The sequence below is a fragment of the Caulobacter sp. ALps2 genome, assembly GCF_058681635.1.
The window spans coordinates 2,784,250-2,801,258 of sequence record NZ_CM178743.1; the positions used below are offsets into that span (position 1 = coordinate 2,784,250).

Genomic DNA, 17,009 nt, shown 5'->3' on the forward strand with positions numbered 1-17,009 from the left:
CGGCAACAACCGCATGACTGCCGAGGTGGGCAGCCGCACAGCGTGGTGCGAAAGCGCGGCGCGCCGCTAAACGTCACCTTCCTGGAGGTGATCCAAGGACCCCTGCTGGCGCTCTACAGGCGAAGTCCGAGCTTTGGGGCCGCCCAGGTCATTGTGAGGTACAGCACGATTGTGAGCGCGCACCCCGCAACCAGCGCGGACCAGAACCCCAAGCCTCGCCGAAGCAGCATTGGGATCAGCAGAAACATCGGCAGAGACGGCAGCACATACCAAAACGTGGCCTGTGCATGCGCCGCCATGTTGGCCGGATCGGGCTTCTCACGCCAAAGCCACATCATTCCCAATACCGAAACAAGCGGAAGCGATGCGATCATTGCGCCCACGCCTGGATAGCGACGCGCGATCGTTGACGCGGCGCCAATCAGGAGCCCGGAGATCGCGCACTTCATGATGAAGTAGAACATCCGCCTTTGATACGCCGGGCCAGGTCAGCGCGCCACCGTTGGACCCGGCCAGCTCCGCGGGGCGATCGACGGTCCTAGCCATCCGTAAAGGCGAGCAGCCGATGGTCTGGTCGCCCGCGCTGGCTTAGCCAACGCGGGCTTAGGACTAGCGTGGCGTCTGGGTTCGGCCGTGGACCAGTCGATAGAGGGCCGGCAGCACCACCAGCGTCAGCAGGGTGGAGGACAGGATTCCGCCGATGACCACGGTGGCGAGCGGCCGCTGCACCTCCGCGCCGGCTCCGACGTTGAAGGCCATGGGCACGAAGCCCAGGCTCGCCACGAGGGCGGTCATCAACACTGGCCTCAGGCGCGTCAGGGCGCCTTCGCGGATCGCATGGTCTATATCCGCGCCCTCCCGCCGGAGCGAGCGGATGAAGCTGACCATCACCACGCCATTCAGCACCGCCACGCCCGACAGCGCGATGAAGCCGACACCCGCCGAGATCGACAGCGGGAGGCCGCGCATCATCAGCGCCGCCACCCCGCCGGTGAGGGCGAGGGGCACGCCTGAGAAGACGATGGCCGCGTCCTTCACCGATCGGAAGAGCGCGTAGAGCAGGCCAAGGATCAGCAGCAGCGCCGCCGGCACAACCAGTTGCAGGCGCTTGGCCGCCGAGATCAGCTGCTCGAATGTCCCGCCATAGGTGATCCAGTAGCCCGTGGGCAGCTCGACCTCGGCGCCGACCGTCTGCTCGAGTTCGGTGATGAACGAGCCCAGATCGCGGCCCCGAACATTGGCGGTGACCACGACGCGGCGCTTGCCGTCCTCGCGGCTGATCTGGTTGGGGCCGATGACCATCTCGATCTTGGCGACGTCCTGGAGGGGCACGAAGCCGCGCGGCTGATCGATGGTCCCGGGCAGCGGGATCCGCAGCCGGCCGATGTCGTCGACCTTGCCTCGCACCGCCTCGGGCAGGCGCACGACGACGTCGAAGCGCCGGTCGCCTTCGAACACCTGACCGGTCACCGTGCCGCCGATGGCGGTGGCGACGACAGACTGGACGTCGTCGACATTGAGGCCAAGACGGGCCAGGGCCGCGCGGTCGGGCGTGATCTGCAAGACAGGCAGGCCCGTGACCTGTTCGACCCCAACGTCCTGGGCGCCCTCCACGCTCTCGACCACGCCCCCGATCTGCTTGCCGATCTCCAGAAGCTGGTCGAGGTCGTCGCCGAACACCTTGACCGCGACGTCCGCCCGAACGCCCGAGAGCAGTTCGTTGAAGCGCATCTGGATCGGTTGGGTGAACTCGTAGTTGTTGCCCGGAACCTTGACGACCACGGCCTGGAGGTCGGCCACCAGTTCGGCGCGCGGCTTCCTCGGATCGGGCCAGTCCTTGCGGTCTTTCAGCATGATGAAGGTGTCGGCCACCGAGGGGGGCATCGGATCGGTGGCGACCTCGGCGGTGCCGATCTTGGAGACCACCCGATCGACTTCGGGCAGCGTCTTGACCTTGGCTTCCAGCGCCGTCTGCATGGCGATGGCTTGGGAGAGGCTCGTGCCGGGAATACGTAGGGCGTGCATGGCGATGTCGCCTTCGTCGAGATTGGGCACGAACTCCGAGCCCATCCGCGAGGCCGCCAACCCCGCGATCGCCACCAGCACGACCGCGCCGGCGACAAAGGCCACGCGTAGACGCAACGCCGTCTCCAAGGCCGGGGCATAGAGCCGGCGCGCGCCTCGCATGATCGGGCTTTCCTTCTCCTCGACCTTGCCGGTGACGAAGAGGGCCACGGCGGCGGGGACAAAGGTCAGGGAGAGCACCAAGGCGGCGGTCAGGGCGATGACCACGGTGATGGCCATCGGGTGGAACATCTTCCCCTCGACGCCGGTGAGGGCGAAGATCGGGACATAGACCAGCGTGATGATCAGGATGCCGAACAGCGACGGCCGGATGACCTCGCTGGCGGCGCCGGCGACTAGGCCGAACCGCTCGTCGCGAGACAGGCGCCGGCCTTCGCGATGCTGGGCTTCACCCAGACGCCGCAAGCAGTTCTCGACGATGATCACCGCGCCGTCGACGATCAGGCCGAAGTCCAGGGCCCCCAGGCTCATCAGATTGCCGGAGACCTTAGTCTGGACCATGCCGGTGATGGTCAGCAGCATCGACAGTGGAATGACCGCCGCCGTGATCAGGGCCGCGCGGATGTTGCCCAGCAGCAGGAAGAGCACGACGATCACCAGGATCGCGCCCTCGACCAGGTTCTTCTCGACGGTGGCGATGGCCCGGTCGACGAGATGGGTCCGGTCATAGATCGGCTCGGCCGTGACACCGGCAGGCAGGGCCTTGGCGGCTTGGGCCAAGCGCTCGGCGGCGGCGCGCGCCACCGTGCGGCTGTTTTCGCCGACCAGCATGAACACCGTACCCAGCACGACCTCCTGGCCGTTCTCGGTCGCGGCGCCCGTGCGCAGCTCCTTGCCCAGTCCCACGTCGGCGACATCGGCGACACGGATGGGCGCGCCGTTGCGACTGGCGACGATCACGGCCCGCAGATCGTCCACGCCGGTCGCCTGGCCAGGAACGCGGATCAGGTACTGCTCGCCGTAGCGCTCGACGTAGCCCGCCCCGACATTGGTGTTGTTTCGCTCCAGCGCCGAGACGACGTTGGCCATGGTCAGCCCGTAGGCCGAGAGCCGGTCGGGCAAAGGCGTGACGTGATACTGCCGCTCGAAGCCGCCGATGGTGTTGACCTCGGTGACGCCGGGCGTGTTGCGCAATTGGGGGCGGATCACCCAGTCCTGCAGGGTGCGCAGGTCCTCGGGCGTCCAGGCCTTGCCGTCGGGACGGCGCGCGCCGGGCTTGGCCTCGACCGTGTACATGAAGATCTCGCCCAGCCCCGTGGAGATGGGGCCCATCTCCGGATTCAGGCCGGCAGGCAGCTGAGCGCGGGCGCTTTGCAGTCGCTCGCCGACCAGTTGGCGAGCGAAATAGATGTCGGTCCCGTCCTTGAAGACGACGGTGACTTGGGACAGGCCGTAGCGCGAGACCGAGCGGGTGTGTTGCAGCCCCGGCAGCCCGGCGATGGCCGTTTCGACTGGAAAGGTGATCCGCTGCTCCGCCTCCAAAGGCGAGAAGCCCGGGGCCTCGGTGTTGATCTGGACCTGGACATTGGTGATGTCAGGCGTGGCGTCGATCGGCAGGCGCTGGAAGCTCCAGACGCCAACGGCCGCCGACACGGCGACGAGCGCCAGCACGATCCAGCGTAGCCGGATCGACGCGGCGATGATGCGTTCAAGCATGGTCGCCCCCTTAGTGGTCGTGGCTCGCGCCGGACTTCTCGATGTCCGCGCGAATGAGGAAGGCGCCGTCCGTGACGTATTCGGAGCCGGGCTTCAGGCCGCTCGACACCTGCGTCCACTCGGGCGTCTGGCGGCCCAGCTCCAGCATCCGCACCTCGTAGGTGTCGCGCACCTTCACGAAGACGACCTGGAAGTCGCGGAAGCGCTGGATGGCCTTGGTCCGCACCGCCAGCGGCGCGTTCGTGGCGCCGACCTGGAACGAGCCCTCCACGCCCATGCCGGGCCGGAACGCGCTCGCCGCGCCGCCAGGCAGGTGAGCGTGGGCGACCAGCGTCTGGCTGACGAGGTCGGCCGTCGGCAGCACCGCCTCGACCTTGGCCATCAGCTTGGTGTCGCCCGACAGGCTGCGCACTTCCACGGGCTGGCCAACGCGGACCTTCTCGGCGTCGCGCGGATAGACCAGGAACTCGGCGTGCAGCTTGGTGGGATCGGCGATCACGAAGATGGCCCGCTCGCCGGCCACATCGCCTACGTTCAGGTTCTTCTCGACGATGACCCCGCTGATCGTGGCCGGGATCGAATAGGTTTGCAGGCTCTCGCTGGATTCCACCCGCGCCAGGATCTGGCCCTTGCGAACGGTTTGGCCCAGCTCGCCACGCAGGCTCATGATCCGGCCGGGATACCAGGCGCGAACCTCGCCCTTGCCCTCGGGGGTTATCTCGACACGGCCAGCCATGTCGACCAACTCGGCGATCTGCGCGCCCCCGGCGATCTCGGTCCTGACACCGCCAGCTCGAGCCGCCGCGGCCGAGAAGCTCGTGCGACCTTCATACGACGCATAGCCCCAGCGGTGGGTTTGGCCCTGATAGGTCGCCACCACCTTCACGTCGAAGGAATGCGGCTCGTGAACCACCCCGCCGCCGCGCAGATAGTCCTCCTTGGGCGCGAAGGCGAAGCGGTTCACCTCGCCGTCCAGGCGCGAAAGCTCGATCGAGAGCTGAACGTCCTTGGGCGCGATCGGCTTGTCCTTGCGATAGGCGTAGACGTGGAATTCGGGCTCCACCCCATCCTCGAAGATCGTGACTTCGACGGCGAAATCGCCTTCGCGGAGCATGCGGCCACGATGGGGGCCGCGCTCGTAGTCGCCCGCCGTGGCGGCATGGCCTTCGGTTTCGGCGGTCTTGGGTCTCTCGCCGCAGGCCGAGAGGGTCAGCGCCCCAGCCAACGCCAGAGCCAGGGAAGCGCCGAGGCGCGTTTTGCGGCGGATCATCGGGTGGTCTCCGAAGCGGGAACCAGGCTCGCATATGCGCCGGTCAGGCGGTCGAGCTGGGCGCGGTCGATCTGAAAGGATTTGAGGACGGCCAGCCGGCGAGCTCGGGCGTCGATCAGGGCCTTCTGGGCCTCGATGACGTCGAGATAGGAGAAGCCGCCCCGATTGAAGCCGTCGCGAACAAGATCGACCGCGCGGGCGTTGGCCGGTACGACCTCGGCCTCGATCCGGCGCGCTTCTCCGGCCTTCTGCGCGAGGGAGGCCTGGACGGCGGCGATCTTCCGCTCGAACACGGTCTTGGCTCCGATCAGCTCGAGGTCGGCGGCGGTCTGAGCCGCGCGGGCCTGGTCGATAGCGCCGCGATTGGTGTCGTAGCGGCCCAGCGGGATGGAGCCCCCGACGATGGCGGCGACATCGCCGCCGTCGTTCAGATAGCGCAGCCCGGCGCGCCAGGTCGGGTCCTGGACCGCCTTGCTCCGCTCGACGCGAACCCGCGCGGCGGCGACGCCGCGCTGGGCTTCGATCAGCGCCAGATCGGTCGCCGACGCGGGACCGGCGACCTGGTCGGCGGGGGAGAGGTCCTCCAGCGCGGCCGCGTCGATCTCGATCTCGCCACCGCCCCAGAAGGCGGCGACCGCCCGGCGAGCGTTGGCGGCCTTGGCCTGGGCCTGGGACAAGGTGATCCCGGCCTCCGCGACCTGGGCGTCGGCGCGGGCGCCGGCGAACAGGGGGTCGCGAGCGGCTTTCACACGACGATTGACTTCGGCTTGCGCGCGCTGGGCGATCGCGAGCCGGTCGGCGGCGAGCCGCGCCTCGGCCTCCGCGGCCACGGCGTCGATCCAGGCCAATTCCACCTCATGGAGAAGATCCAGAACGCGGACGTCGTCGCGCAGGCGCGTCAGCGAGATATCGCTGCGGGCCAGGGCGCTACGCGCGGCGCGCTTGCCGCCGCGCTCGTGGCTTTGCTGATAGTAGACAGTCGCCTGGGCGCGATCGATCAGCGAGTAGGATCCGCTCCCCGCGACGTCTTCGACCTCGACGCCGACGACAGGGTTGGGACGCACCGCCGCTTGCCGGACGGCGGCCTCGGCCGCGTCGAGCCGGGCCGCCAACGCCGGACGCGAGGGATCGGCCTTGGCCGCGCGGCTCAGCGCTTCGGGCAAGGTCATGGGCTCGGCATACGCCAAGAGGGGAGTCGCCAGGGCGAGCGCCGTGGCGAGCAGCCAGGACCGCGGAGCGCGGCCTTGGTGGAGGGCAGGCATGGGAAATCCTCGAACGTGCGGGGACGCGGCGCGGGGCCGCGCGGATCAGGCGACGTGGACGAGGAGGGCTTTGGGCGGGCGGTCTTGCAGGAATGCATCGATCCCCTTGCGGAGATCGTCATCCGACCTGAAAGGCGTGGGCGACGATGACCAGGCGACGGCCAGGCTCAGGCTTTCCACAAGTCCGTAGACGGACGGGTTGTCGTGATGGTGATGGGTCAGCCCCGGTGTCGCCGGGTCGGACGACGGTTCATCGGCGAGGGCCTGTGCGGCTGGAGCGGCGTCGTGCTTGTCATGGTCGGCCGCGATGCTCGGGTGATCGTGGCGGCTATCTTGCTCATGCTCGGGCAGATCGACGACCGCGCCCACGAAGGCGTTGGCGGCGTGCGCGCGCCCAGCGTCATGAAGGAGCCGATCGACGGTCGCGATAGGCGCCTGGACGACGAGCAGGGTCACGAGCATGACGGCCAACGCCCCCACGTAACGACCTAGCCGACTGTCCGCGCGAGCAATCACAGGTTCCCCTCGGCGCATCGAGCGCTCCACGCTATTGTCGCGTGTCGATGAGCGAAGGGCAATGGTGGTGACGCGGCGTGTGGGCCGCGCCTAGCGCTCAACGAAGAAAAACCTAAGCACATCCGAAGCCCCGGCTTATGGAATCCACGGCCTCGGGCGGACAAGGGGTAGCATTGATCCTAGGAAGACACGTCCCCGTGCCTCGACCCCATAGCCATCGATCGGCCGGGGTCGAGGAGGGGAGCGTGTTTCCACGCCTCAGCGGGCGCGGGCCTGACGGTCCAGGGCGCGGGCCTGCTCGTCGGTGACCTCGGCGTCGCCATTGCCGCCGATCGTGGCCGAGACGTTGGTCGCCGCCTCGCCGGCCGCGACCGCGCCCGAGCGGCGGGTCGCGCCGTTCTGAAGCCAGTCGATATAGAGCAGACGGTCGGCGGAGGTCATGCCGACGTCGAAGTTTCGGCTGCGCCAGCCCTGCTCCATGCCGACGCCTTCGCCTTCGTTGGCGAGCGTCTGGTAGTAGGTCTTGGCGGTCTCGAGGCGGCCGGTGCGCTGATAGCCGGTGGCCAGGTTGAAGCGGTTGGGAATGGTCGGGGCTTCGGCCACGACACGCTTCTGCATATTGGTGGCGATCCAGTTGTTGTTGGCCGCGAACTCATATTGCGCGCGGTCGGACAGGGTCTGGGCGCTGGTTTGCGCCAGGGCGGAAGAAGCGGCGCCAATGGCGAGCGTGCCGATTGCGGCCGAAATGAGAACAGCTTTGCTATTGGTCATGGCTAAGTCTCCGTAAGTCGCTGCTTCTGGGAGGATGAGCGATCGAGTTGTTCAAACGAAACTGGAGAGTTAGCGAAATTAATCTGTGTCGGTTCCTCGACGTACTTAAGATTTATGCGGCAAAGCTTTGATTTGTTGACGTGGAGGCGGCGCGCTCAAGGGGGCTCGACCCTCTCCACCGCCGTGCTAGCGTCGCCGTGCTCAATTTTGGACGGGGGACGGATCGTATGGGTAAGGGGATCGAGGCCGCCGTGGCGGCTGCCGTGCTGCTGGGGGCCAGCGTCGCGCAGGCCGCGCGGGTGGAGGCGGTCAGCGCCGCCCGCCTGCTGGACGTGGCGACCGGCAAGTATGTCGACAATCCGCTGGTGATCGTCACCGACGGCCGCATCACCAGTATCGGCAAGAAGGGCGACGCCGTTCCGGCCGGCGCCAAGGTCTTCGACTTGCCGGGCGCGACCCTGCTGCCGGGCCTGATCGACATGCACACCCACATCGACGGCCTGGCCGAGATCGGCGGCTACAACAGCCTGCAGTACGCCGACCGCTTCTGGAGCGTGGTCCAGGTAGCCAACGCCAAGAAGACGCTGGACGCCGGCTTCACCACCATCCGCAATGTCGGCTCGGCCGATTTCGACGACGTTGGCCTGCGCGAGGCGATCGATGCTGGTTACGTGGTCGGTCCGCGTGTCATCACGGCTGCCTACGCCATCGGCGCGACGGGCGGCCACTGCGACTCGACCTTCTTCCCGCCGTCGATGGACGAGAAGAGCCCCTACAACATCGACAGCCCGGAGGAGGCGCGCAAGGTCGTCCGGACGCTGAAAAAATATGGCGCTCAGGTGATCAAGATCTGCGCGACGGGCGGGGTGTTCTCGCGCGGCGACGAGCCGGGCCAGCAGCAACTGACTCAGGACGAGATGCGCGCCGTGGCCGACGAGGCCCACATGGCCGGCCTCAAGGTCGCCGCCCACGCCCACGGCGCCACCGGCATCAAGGAGGCCATCAAGGCCGGCATCGACACCATCGAGCACGCCAGCCTCGTCGACGACGAGGGGATCAAGCTGGCGGTCCAGCACGGGACCTACTTCTCGATGGATATCTACAACACCGACTACACCCAGGCCGAGGGCAAGAAGAACGGCGTGCTGGAAGACAACCTGCGCAAGGACCGCGACATCGGCGAGGTCCAGCGCCAGAACTTCAAGAAGGCGCTGAAGGCCGGGGTGAAGATGATCTACGGCACCGACGCCGGGGTCTATCCGCATGGCGACAACGCCAAGCAGTTCGCCGTGATGGTTCGTTATGGCGCCACGCCGCTGCAGGCGATCCAGGCCGCGACCATCACCGCCGCCGAGGCCCTGGGTCAGTCCAAGGACGTCGGCCAGGTCGCCCTCGGCCGCTGGGGCGACATCATCGCGGTCTCGGGCGATCCGCTGGCCGACGTGACGACGCTGGAAAAGCCGGTGTTCGTAATGAAGGGCGGGGCCGTTATCAAACAGCCCTGACATCCTCCTGGCCTCGACTATCGGAGCGCGAGCGCCTAAGTGCAGCGCTCCGAAAATCACAGGACCTTCGACGTGATCGCCTTCGAGGCTGTTTCCAAGACCTATTCGAAAGGTGGCCACGCCGCGTTGAGCGAGGTTTCGCTGTCGGTGAAGGCCGGCGAGGTGTTCGGCGTGATCGGCGCGTCGGGCGCGGGCAAGTCGACGCTTATCCGGCTGATCAACGGCCTGGAGACGCCGACCGGCGGCCGTGTCGTGGTGGATGGCGACGACGTGGCGGCCCTGGGCGTCGAGGGGCTGCGGACCCTGCGTCGCCGGGTCGGGATGATCTTCCAGCACTTCAACCTGCTGTCGGGCAAGACCGTCGCCCAGAACGTCGCCTTCCCGCTGAAACTGGCCGGTCGTCCGGCGGGCGAGGTCAAGGCGCGGACGGCCGAGCTGCTGGAGCGCGTGGGTCTGGACGCCCACGCCGACAAGTTCCCGGCCCAGCTGTCGGGCGGCCAGAAACAGCGGGTCGGCATCGCCCGGGCGCTGGCCACCGGTCCCAAGATCCTCTTGTGCGACGAGGCCACCAGCGCGCTGGATCCCGAGACCACGGAACAGATCCTGGATCTGATCTCGGGGCTGAACCGCGAGCTGGGCCTGACCATCGTGCTGATCACCCATGAGATGGACGTGGTCCGCCGCGTCTGTGACCGCGTCGCCGTGCTCGAGGCCGGCCGCGTGGTGGAGGAAGGCCCGGTCGAGGATGTCTTCCTGCATCCGGCCAGCGACACTGCCCGCCGCTTCGTTCGCGAGGCGGATGGCGAGGTCTCGGCGGCCGGCGTCGACGGTCGCCTGGTGCGTCTGACCTTCCGAGGCGAAGCGACCTACAAGCCGGTGCTGGGCGAGGTCGCCCGGACCACCGGCGTCGACTATTCGATCCTGGGCGGCCGCATCCACCGCCTGCGCGAGACGCCCTACGGCCAGCTGACCCTGGCGCTGACCGGCGGTGACGTCGCCGCGGCGATCGCCAAGTTCCAGGCCGCGGGCGTCCGCGTCGATGACCTATCGGCGGGGGAGGGCGCGTGATGGAAAACATCGACTGGTCGGAAATCGGCCAAGCCACGCTCGACACCCTGGCCATGCTGGGCGGTTCGATGATCCTGACCATCGCCCTGGGCCTGCCGCTGGGCGTGATCCTGTTCCTGACCGGCAAAGGGCAGATGCTGGAGAACCGCGCCGCCAACGGCCTGCTGTCGCTGCTGGTCAACATCCTGCGCTCGGTGCCGTTCGTGATCCTGCTGATCGTGATGATCCCGCTGACCGTCGCCCTGGTCGGCACCTCGCTGGGCGTGGCCGGGGCCATCCCGCCGCTGGTCATGGGCGCCGCGCCGTTCTTCGCCCGCCTGGTCGAGACCGCCTTGCGCGAAGTCGACAAGGGCGTGATCGAGGCCAGCTTCGCCATGGGCGCCAAGCGGCGGCAGGTGGTGCTGGGCGCGTTGCTGCCCGAGGCGCTGCCGGGCTTGATCGCCGCGGCGACGGTGACCGCCATCGCCCTGGTCGGCTACACCGCCATGGCCGGGGTGGTCGGCGCGGGCGGCCTGGGGGATCTCGCCATCCGCTTCGGCTATCAGCGCTTCCAGACCGACGTCATGATCGTGACCGTCGTGCTGATGCTGGTGCTGGTGCAGTTCCTGCAGATGATCGGCGATGCGGTGGTGCGCCGCGTGTCGCACAAATAGAGCTAGAGATGACCGACGACACGGATACCGACGAGCACTGGGACGCCGCCTTCGCCGAGAGCCTGATCGGCAAGACCCTGCTGATGAACCTGACCTTCCTGGACGACGACGGCGACGTGGTCGAGCGCCAGCAGTTCTTCGGCGTGGTGATCGACGCCACCGAAGCCGAGGGTATCGTGCTGGACCTGATGGGCGAGCACGACGGCGACACCTACACCTTGCCGCCTCAGACCTCGGCGATCCAGGCCGCTGAAGCGGGCGTCACCACGCTGTCTGGCGACAAGCCCGACTTCGTCGCCAACTGGGCCATCCACGGCGAGCCTGACGTCCCTGAAGCGGCCAACGACGAAGACTAGGCTTGGGGACTAGGCCTGGTCGAACGGGAACGGCAGCCGGCCGGCCTTGAACAGGATGTCGGGGTTCTCATCGTAGTCGCCCAGTTCGACGTCGGCGCTGACCGTGAAGGCCACGACGCCCTCGCGAAGCGGCGCCAGGCGTTCGGCCTTGCGGCGCGCCTCTTCGGCCGTCTTGCAGCCGACCTGCTGCTCGGCTTTCAGGCCCTTGCCGCGCCCGGCGATGTAGGACTGCACGATGTGGACGGTTTCCTTGGCCATCCCCATCCAAGCCGCCTGTTCGGAGGCCGGGTCAAGTGATCGCTCGACGGCCCCTCAGGAAATCTGATTTCCTCCGGGGCGGCTGAACGGGCAAAACCCTACCCGTCTGATCGCCTTATGGAGCCGTTCATGGTCGCCCGCCGCGCTATTCTCGTTCTCGGCCTCGCCGCCCTGTCGCTCTCAGGCATGACGCTCGCTGCTTGCGGCCCGAAAGAGCCCAAGGCCAGCGCGCCCAACACCTTGACGGTGGCCGCCACGGCGATCCCGCACGCCGAAGTGCTTGAGTTCATCAAGCCGAAGCTGGCCGCCGAGGGGCTGAACATCGAGATCAAGGTGTTCAACGACTACGTCCAGCCCAATACTCAGGTCGCCGAGAAGCGTATCGACGTGAACTACTTCCAGACCTTGCCCTACCTGAATGAGTTCAACCGCGACAAGGGCACGAACCTGGTGACGATCACCGGAGTCCATGTCGAGCCGATCGGCGCCTATTCGTTGAAGTGGAAGTCGATGGCGCAGGTCCCGAACGGCGCGACAGTGGCCATCCCCAACGACGCCAGCACCGAGGCCCGCTCGCTGCTCCTGCTGGCCAAGAACGGCGTGATCACCCTGAAGAACCAGACCGATCTTGCCACGCTGAAGGACATCACCAGCAATCCGAAGAACCTGAAGTTCAAGGCGCTGGAAGCGCCGGCCCTGCCGCGCATTCTCAACCAGGTCGACCTGGCGGTCATCAACACCAACTACGCCCTCGACGCCAAGCTGAACCCGTCCAAGGACGCCCTGATCGCCGAGGACAAGACCAGCCCGTATGTGAACTACCTGGTCGGTCGCCCGGACAACAAGGACGACCCGCGCGTCAAGAAACTGGCCGCCACCCTGACCTCGCCGGACGTGAAGGCGTTCCTGGCGACGAAGTACAACGGCGCGGTGGTGCCGGCGTTCTAGCTAGCGCCGTCTGACATTTCACACTACCTATCAGCGATCGTTGCTCACGGATCGCTCATGGCCTCGCCTTCGCTGAATCCCGGCCGCACCCTGGTGCTGGACGTCGCCAACTCCTCGGGCCTCGAGGACTGGTCGCCCGACCTGCAGAAGACCAAGGTTTATGAGCGGATCTTGCTGGACGTGATCCTGGGATCGCTGCCGGCCGGGGCGCGACTGGACGAGCAGTCGCTGGCCGCCCACTACGACACCGGCCTGGCCGGGGTGCGCGACGCCCTGGGCCGTCTGGCGCTGGAAGGGCTGGTCATCCGCCGCGCCCGTTCGGGCACGATGGTCGCGCCGCTGGACCTGGTGGAGCTGCGCCAGGGCTACGAGGCGCGGGTGCTGATCGAACCGCACTGCGCCCAGCTGGCCGCCCGCAACGCCAGCAAGGCCGAGGCCCAGGCCATGTACGAGGTCTTCGCCGAGGGCGAGGCCGCGGCCAAGACCTGCGACCTGCCGGCTCTGGTGGCCATGGATCTGCGCTTCCACGCCCTGGTGGCGCGGGCTTCCGGCAACCTGGCCCTGGCCCGGATCCTGATCCCGCTGCAGCACAAGGCCGCCCGCTTCTGGGTGTTCTCGTTCAACGGGGCCACCGAGCAGGAGCTGATGGACGAGATCGAAGAGCACCGCCAGGTCGCCCGTGTCATCGCCGGCGGTGACGCCGAGGCCTCCCGCCAGGCCATGCTGCGGATCCTGAATGTCCAGCCCGAAGCCCAGACCCGGCCGCACGTCGGCGCGGCCTAGCCCTTACGTAAGCTGCGGCATCGGCGCCACAGAGTCTTCGCAATCTTAACTGAAATGTCAGAAGGCATTTTGACGAACATCATGGCGTCACCAGATATCGGAGCGCGACCGCTGGAGACTCTTCGCCTGGCGGCCTGAAGGCTTGTTGTCCGATGTCGTCCAGAACCGCGCTTCTCTCCGCAACCGCCCTGACCCTGCTGGCGTCGCCGGCCCTGGCCGAGACGCAGGTGGCCGACCAGGTCGACGCCGTGCTTATCGTCGCGCGGGACAAGGCGGGACTGCTGGAAAGACAGCCCAGCCAGACGGTGTTCGGCATCGCCAAGCCGCTGATCGAGACGCCACGCTCGGCCAGCCTGGTCAGCGACGTGACCCTGGAGCGCTACGGTGTGCTGACCCTGGACGGCGCGACCAAGGTCTCGCCAGGAACCCACACCGCCAGCTTCTACGGCGTGCCCGGATCGCTGAACATCCGCGGCACCCTGGCCGAGAACTACTTCCGCGGCTTCAAGCGGGTGGAGAACCGCGGGACCTATTCGACCCCGATCGGCGGCGCTTCGCGCATCGAGATCCTGCGTGGTCCGCCGACCCCGGTCTATGGCGCCGGCAAGGTCGGCGGGCTGGTCAACTTCATCCCCAAGTCCGCCCGTGACGAGGGCCGCTTTCTCGCGGAGCCGGAAGGAGAGGTCACCGCCACCTTCGGCGGCTACAACAAGAAGCTGGTCACCGGCCAGTTCGGCGCGCCGGTCGGCCTCGGTCGCGCCGATGGCGGCGTCTATGTCTATGGCGAGGTCGAAGACAGTCACAGCTACTACAAGGGTGTCTATCCGCGTCACCAGACGCTGGAAGTGTCGTCCGACTTCGACCTGGGCGATGGCTGGAGCACGGCCTTCGGCGGCATGGTGTTCCACTCTGACGGCGACGTGCAGACGCCCGGCTGGAACCGCCTGACCCAGGACCTGATCGACAACCGCACCTACATCACCGGTCGCGACACGACGCTGCGGGACGTGGACGGCGACGGCAAGCTGACGCCCAACGAGATCGGCTTCTATCCTTACGCCAGCGCCCTCTACCTGCCGTACCATGGCTTCCCGACGAGCGATGCGGTCCACACCCTGGATGTCGGCGTCGGCACGACGAAGCTGGATCGCCGCACGATCTATATCAGCCCGGCCGACTTCTCGAAGACCAACACCCAGACGCTCTATTTCGACCTCGCCAAGGACCTCGGCGGCGACCGGTCGCTGAAGCTGCAGCTGTTTCACGACCGCCAGGACAACAAGCGTTTCGTCTCGTACGGCTATCCCTCGGCGGTGGACGCCAAGGTCAGCGAGATCCGATTAACTTACGCCTTCCCGACCGATGTCGGGGCCGTGCGCGCTCGCACCCTGGTCGGCGGCTCGCACCGCTGGTTCGAGGGCCGCCGCCGCGAGAGCTACAACAGCGGCCTGATCGCCCTGGACCGCCGCGACATCAGCTTCGGCGCCACCGCCACCGACACCATCGACAGCCCCTTCGACACCGAGCCGGGCGGGATCGGCGTGCAGTGGGAGAACGACAACCGCTCCAAGTGGAAACAGACCGGCGTCTTCGCCACTTCCGACATCGACGTCGGTCGGCTGAACCTGGTGCTGGGCGGCCGCTGGGACCGCTACAACGTCGAGAGCCAGGACACCGGGATCCTGTCCTACGTGCCGGCCGGCCTGCAGAAGGGCGATCGCGACAAGGCCACCTACAGCGCCAGCCTGACCTACAAGCTGCCCTTGGGGCTGATGCCCTATGTCAGCTACGCCAAGGCCACCGCGCTGGAGATGAGCCAGGCCGGCGACGTCGCTCCGAACCTGGTGGCCGACGGCGCGTGGCTGTCCAGCTCGGACCTGACCGAGGCCGGCGTGAAGTTCCAGCTTCTGCGCGGGACCCTGATCGGCTCGCTGGCGGCCTACAGGCAGAACCGCACCCAGATCGCCGGAGCCATCTCGCCGCCGACCGTGCAGGGCACGCGGGCCAAGGGCGTCGAGCTGGAAGTCCGTTGGCTGGCCTCCGAGCGCCTGTCGTTCACCTTCGCCGGCAACAGCCAGCGCACGACCGTGAAGGGGCCGGATACGTCGTTCCAGTACATCCCGGCCTATGCCGCCGGTGTGCCCGGCGCGCAGGGCTATGGCGGCTCGTACGTCGTGTGGAGTTTCGCCGGCCTGCCGGGGCGGAGCGGCGACTATGCCTACACGCTGACGCCCAAGTCGGTGGTCAGCCTGTACGGGACCTATAGCGGCAAGGGCTACGACTGGGGCCAGGCCGGCGCGACGCTCGGCGTCAGCCATGTCAGCCGCACCGCGGGCACCGTGCAGAACGCGGTGCATTATCCGGCCTACAGCCTGGTCAATGCTTCAGCTTTCGTGAACCGTGGCCCGTACACCCTGTCGGTCAACATCGATAACCTGTTCGACAAGTTCTATTTCACGCCAGACGCCGACACCTACGCCAACCTCGGCGCCTTGCCGGGCAAGGGCCGGGAATGGCGGGCCACCCTGAAGCGGACGTTCTGATCGTGACCCCAAATCTCCATCGAGGGACTTCTGAAGACCGCTTCCGTCCCTGGCTGCTGCTGTCCGGTTTCAGTCTGCTGTTGTTTCTGATCACCGCCTCGACCTACGGCTCGTTGGGCGTCGTCCTGCCGACCATGATCGGCGAGCTGAAGTGGAGCTTCGAGAAGGCGTTCCTGGGCTTTTCCGTGCTGGGCGTCTTCACCGGCGCCTCGTCGTGGCTGCCGGCCATCCTGATCCGCAAGATCGGCGTGCGCGGGACCCTGTTGGCCGGGGCGGCGGTGCTGGCGGCCGGGTTCCTGGGGCTGGCCAATTCCGAGAGCCTGCTTAGCTACTATGTCGGCGCGGCCGCGTGCGGCGTCGGCTTCCAGATGGCGGCCCTGATCCCCGGCACTCACGTGCTGTCGTCGCTGTTTCGCAAGCGCGCCCTGCCGTTCGGGATCTATTTCACCTTCGGCTCGTTGGGCGGCGCGGCCGGGCCGTGGATGGCGCTCTCCCTGATGGGCGGCAGCGACGATGATTGGCGCCTCTACTGGATCGTCCAGGCGGTGCTGGCCGCCGCAGTCGGCCTGATCTGCGCCCTGATGGTCGGCGGGACCAAGTGGCTGGCCCAAGCCGCGCACGAGGTCGACCTGGAAGTCGAGCAGGAGGCCCGCCAGGCCCCCGCCGACGCCCGCGTCTACCGCACGTCGCATGAGTGGACCGTCCAGCAGGCCCTGCGCACGCCGCAGTTCTACATCCTGGTCGCCGCCTATTTCAGCCACCTGCTGGTGGGCGTGACCGTCGCCAGCGTCTCGGTGACTCACCTGACCGAACTGGGCGTCGCCGCCGGCGTCGCCGCCGTGGCCGCCGCCGCCCTGGCCGCCAAGATGCTGAGCCTGGAATCGCTGATGCAGACCTTGGCCCGCTTGGCCGGCGGCGCGTTGGGCGACCGCGTCGACCCACGCTGGCTGCTGGTCTTCGCCCAGGGGATGCTGGTTGTTGGTCTTCTGGCTCTGGCCAAGGCCGCCAACCCGGCGCTGATGCTGGTCTACGCTATCGGCACGGGCGTGGGTTTTGGTCTGACCGTGCTGGCCGTCACCGTGCTGCTGCTGAACTACTACGGCCGCCAGAGCAATCTGGAGCTCTTCTCGCTGACCTGCCTGGTCGGGGCGATCTCGGCGGCGGGGCCATTCATCGCCGGGGCCATGCGCGACCGTCTGGGCGGTTTCGCGCCGACCTTCCAGCTGTTCGCGGCGGTGACGGCGGTGGTGTTTGTCGCCGTTCTGGCCATGCGCCCACCCAAGGCGCCGGTGGCCTGACGGGCAAAGAAAAAGCCGCCCCGGCGAACCGGAGCGG

At 67.4% G+C, this 17,009-nt stretch carries 15 protein-coding genes; 8 read left to right on the top strand and 7 right to left on the bottom strand.

Annotated features, from left to right (window positions below; translation table 11 throughout):
* Window positions 1–113: 113 nt before the first annotated feature.
* The 6 genes from ACW173_RS13270 to ACW173_RS13295 form a co-directional block, all read right to left on the bottom strand.
* Window positions 114–464, bottom strand: a complete 351-nt coding sequence (locus tag ACW173_RS13270; RefSeq protein WP_492080479.1) for a DUF3147 family protein — start codon at window positions 462–464, stop codon at window positions 114–116.
* Between the two features lie 145 nt (window positions 465–609).
* The gene (locus ACW173_RS13275; protein WP_492080480.1) at window positions 610–3,741 is read right to left on the bottom strand and encodes an efflux RND transporter permease subunit; all 3,132 of its coding nucleotides are present in this window, start codon (window positions 3,739–3,741) and stop codon (window positions 610–612) included.
* A 10-nt stretch (window positions 3,742–3,751) separates the two neighbouring features.
* Window positions 3,752–5,011, bottom strand: coding sequence for an efflux RND transporter periplasmic adaptor subunit (locus ACW173_RS13280; RefSeq protein ID WP_492080481.1), 1,260 nt, complete (start codon window positions 5,009–5,011; stop codon window positions 3,752–3,754).
* Window positions 5,008–6,273, bottom strand: coding sequence for a TolC family protein (locus ACW173_RS13285; RefSeq protein WP_492080482.1), 1,266 nt, complete (start codon window positions 6,271–6,273; stop codon window positions 5,008–5,010). The genes ACW173_RS13280 and ACW173_RS13285 overlap by 4 nt, the downstream gene beginning before the upstream one ends.
* 45 nt (window positions 6,274–6,318) lie before the next feature.
* Entirely contained in the window at window positions 6,319–6,735 is a 417-nt protein-coding gene (locus ACW173_RS13290; protein ID WP_492080483.1) for a hypothetical protein, read from the bottom strand.
* Between the two features lie 312 nt (window positions 6,736–7,047).
* Window positions 7,048–7,560, bottom strand: a complete 513-nt coding sequence (locus ACW173_RS13295) for a hypothetical protein (protein WP_492080484.1) — start codon at window positions 7,558–7,560, stop codon at window positions 7,048–7,050.
* Window positions 7,561–7,787: 227 nt separating this feature from the next.
* Between ACW173_RS13295 and ACW173_RS13300 the strand changes: the two genes are divergently transcribed.
* From ACW173_RS13300 to ACW173_RS13315, 4 genes are all read left to right on the top strand, one after another.
* Window positions 7,788–9,065 (top strand): Xaa-Pro dipeptidase, encoded by a 1,278-nt coding sequence (locus tag ACW173_RS13300; protein ID WP_492080485.1) that lies wholly within the window; start codon window positions 7,788–7,790, stop codon window positions 9,063–9,065.
* Window positions 9,066–9,137: 72 nt separating this feature from the next.
* Window positions 9,138–10,133: a methionine ABC transporter ATP-binding protein gene (locus tag ACW173_RS13305; protein WP_492085991.1), complete on the top strand. Its 996-nt coding sequence runs from the start codon at window positions 9,138–9,140 to the stop codon at window positions 10,131–10,133.
* Window positions 10,133–10,786 (top strand): methionine ABC transporter permease, encoded by a 654-nt coding sequence (locus tag ACW173_RS13310; RefSeq protein WP_492080486.1) that lies wholly within the window; start codon window positions 10,133–10,135, stop codon window positions 10,784–10,786. The genes ACW173_RS13305 and ACW173_RS13310 overlap by 1 nt, the downstream gene beginning before the upstream one ends.
* A gap of 8 nt (window positions 10,787–10,794) precedes the next feature.
* Entirely contained in the window at window positions 10,795–11,142 is a 348-nt protein-coding gene (locus ACW173_RS13315; protein ID WP_492080487.1) for a hypothetical protein, read from the top strand.
* Between the two features lie 9 nt (window positions 11,143–11,151).
* On the opposite strand, the gene ACW173_RS13320 is transcribed toward ACW173_RS13315, so the two are convergent.
* The gene (locus ACW173_RS13320) at window positions 11,152–11,400 is read right to left on the bottom strand and encodes a hypothetical protein (protein WP_492080488.1); all 249 of its coding nucleotides are present in this window, start codon (window positions 11,398–11,400) and stop codon (window positions 11,152–11,154) included.
* A 117-nt stretch (window positions 11,401–11,517) separates the two neighbouring features.
* Between ACW173_RS13320 and ACW173_RS13325 the strand changes: the two genes are divergently transcribed.
* The 4 genes from ACW173_RS13325 (at window position 11,518) to ACW173_RS13340 (ending at window position 16,972) form a co-directional block, all read left to right on the top strand.
* Complete coding sequence (locus tag ACW173_RS13325) at window positions 11,518–12,348, top strand: MetQ/NlpA family ABC transporter substrate-binding protein (RefSeq protein WP_492080489.1); 831 nt, start codon at window positions 11,518–11,520, stop codon at window positions 12,346–12,348.
* A gap of 57 nt (window positions 12,349–12,405) precedes the next feature.
* Window positions 12,406–13,131, top strand: a complete 726-nt coding sequence (locus ACW173_RS13330; protein WP_492080490.1) for a GntR family transcriptional regulator — start codon at window positions 12,406–12,408, stop codon at window positions 13,129–13,131.
* A gap of 152 nt (window positions 13,132–13,283) precedes the next feature.
* Window positions 13,284–15,674, top strand: coding sequence for a TonB-dependent siderophore receptor (locus tag ACW173_RS13335; RefSeq protein ID WP_492080491.1), 2,391 nt, complete (start codon window positions 13,284–13,286; stop codon window positions 15,672–15,674).
* Window positions 15,644–16,972 carry an MFS transporter gene (locus ACW173_RS13340; RefSeq protein ID WP_492080492.1) on the top strand — a complete coding sequence of 443 codons (1,329 nt, stop codon included), beginning with the start codon at window positions 15,644–15,646 and terminating at the stop codon, window positions 16,970–16,972. Before ACW173_RS13335 ends, ACW173_RS13340 begins: the two co-directional genes overlap by 31 nt.
* Window positions 16,973–17,009 lie beyond the last annotated feature (37 nt).

Bases quoted from the DNA above. Each gene is read 5' to 3' on its own strand.
- ACW173_RS13270 (WP_492080479.1), bottom strand. From the start codon at position 464: ATGTTCTACTTCATCATGAAGTGCGCGATCTCCGGGCTCCTGATTGGC.
- ACW173_RS13275 (WP_492080480.1), bottom strand. From the start codon at position 3,741: ATGCTTGAACGCATCATCGCCGCGTCGATCCGGCTACGCTGGATCGTG.
- ACW173_RS13280 (WP_492080481.1), bottom strand. From the start codon at position 5,011: ATGATCCGCCGCAAAACGCGCCTCGGCGCTTCCCTGGCTCTGGCGTTG.
- ACW173_RS13285 (WP_492080482.1), bottom strand. From the start codon at position 6,273: ATGCCTGCCCTCCACCAAGGCCGCGCTCCGCGGTCCTGGCTGCTCGCC.
- ACW173_RS13290 (WP_492080483.1), bottom strand. From the start codon at position 6,735: ATGCTCGTGACCCTGCTCGTCGTCCAGGCGCCTATCGCGACCGTCGAT.
- ACW173_RS13295 (WP_492080484.1), bottom strand. From the start codon at position 7,560: ATGACCAATAGCAAAGCTGTTCTCATTTCGGCCGCAATCGGCACGCTC.
- ACW173_RS13300 (WP_492080485.1), top strand. From the start codon at position 7,788: ATGGGTAAGGGGATCGAGGCCGCCGTGGCGGCTGCCGTGCTGCTGGGG.
- ACW173_RS13310 (WP_492080486.1), top strand. From the start codon at position 10,133: ATGGAAAACATCGACTGGTCGGAAATCGGCCAAGCCACGCTCGACACC.
- ACW173_RS13315 (WP_492080487.1), top strand. From the start codon at position 10,795: ATGACCGACGACACGGATACCGACGAGCACTGGGACGCCGCCTTCGCC.
- ACW173_RS13320 (WP_492080488.1), bottom strand. From the start codon at position 11,400: ATGGCCAAGGAAACCGTCCACATCGTGCAGTCCTACATCGCCGGGCGC.
- ACW173_RS13325 (WP_492080489.1), top strand. From the start codon at position 11,518: ATGGAGCCGTTCATGGTCGCCCGCCGCGCTATTCTCGTTCTCGGCCTC.
- ACW173_RS13330 (WP_492080490.1), top strand. From the start codon at position 12,406: ATGGCCTCGCCTTCGCTGAATCCCGGCCGCACCCTGGTGCTGGACGTC.
- ACW173_RS13335 (WP_492080491.1), top strand. From the start codon at position 13,284: ATGTCGTCCAGAACCGCGCTTCTCTCCGCAACCGCCCTGACCCTGCTG.
- ACW173_RS13340 (WP_492080492.1), top strand. From the start codon at position 15,644: ATGGCGGGCCACCCTGAAGCGGACGTTCTGATCGTGACCCCAAATCTC.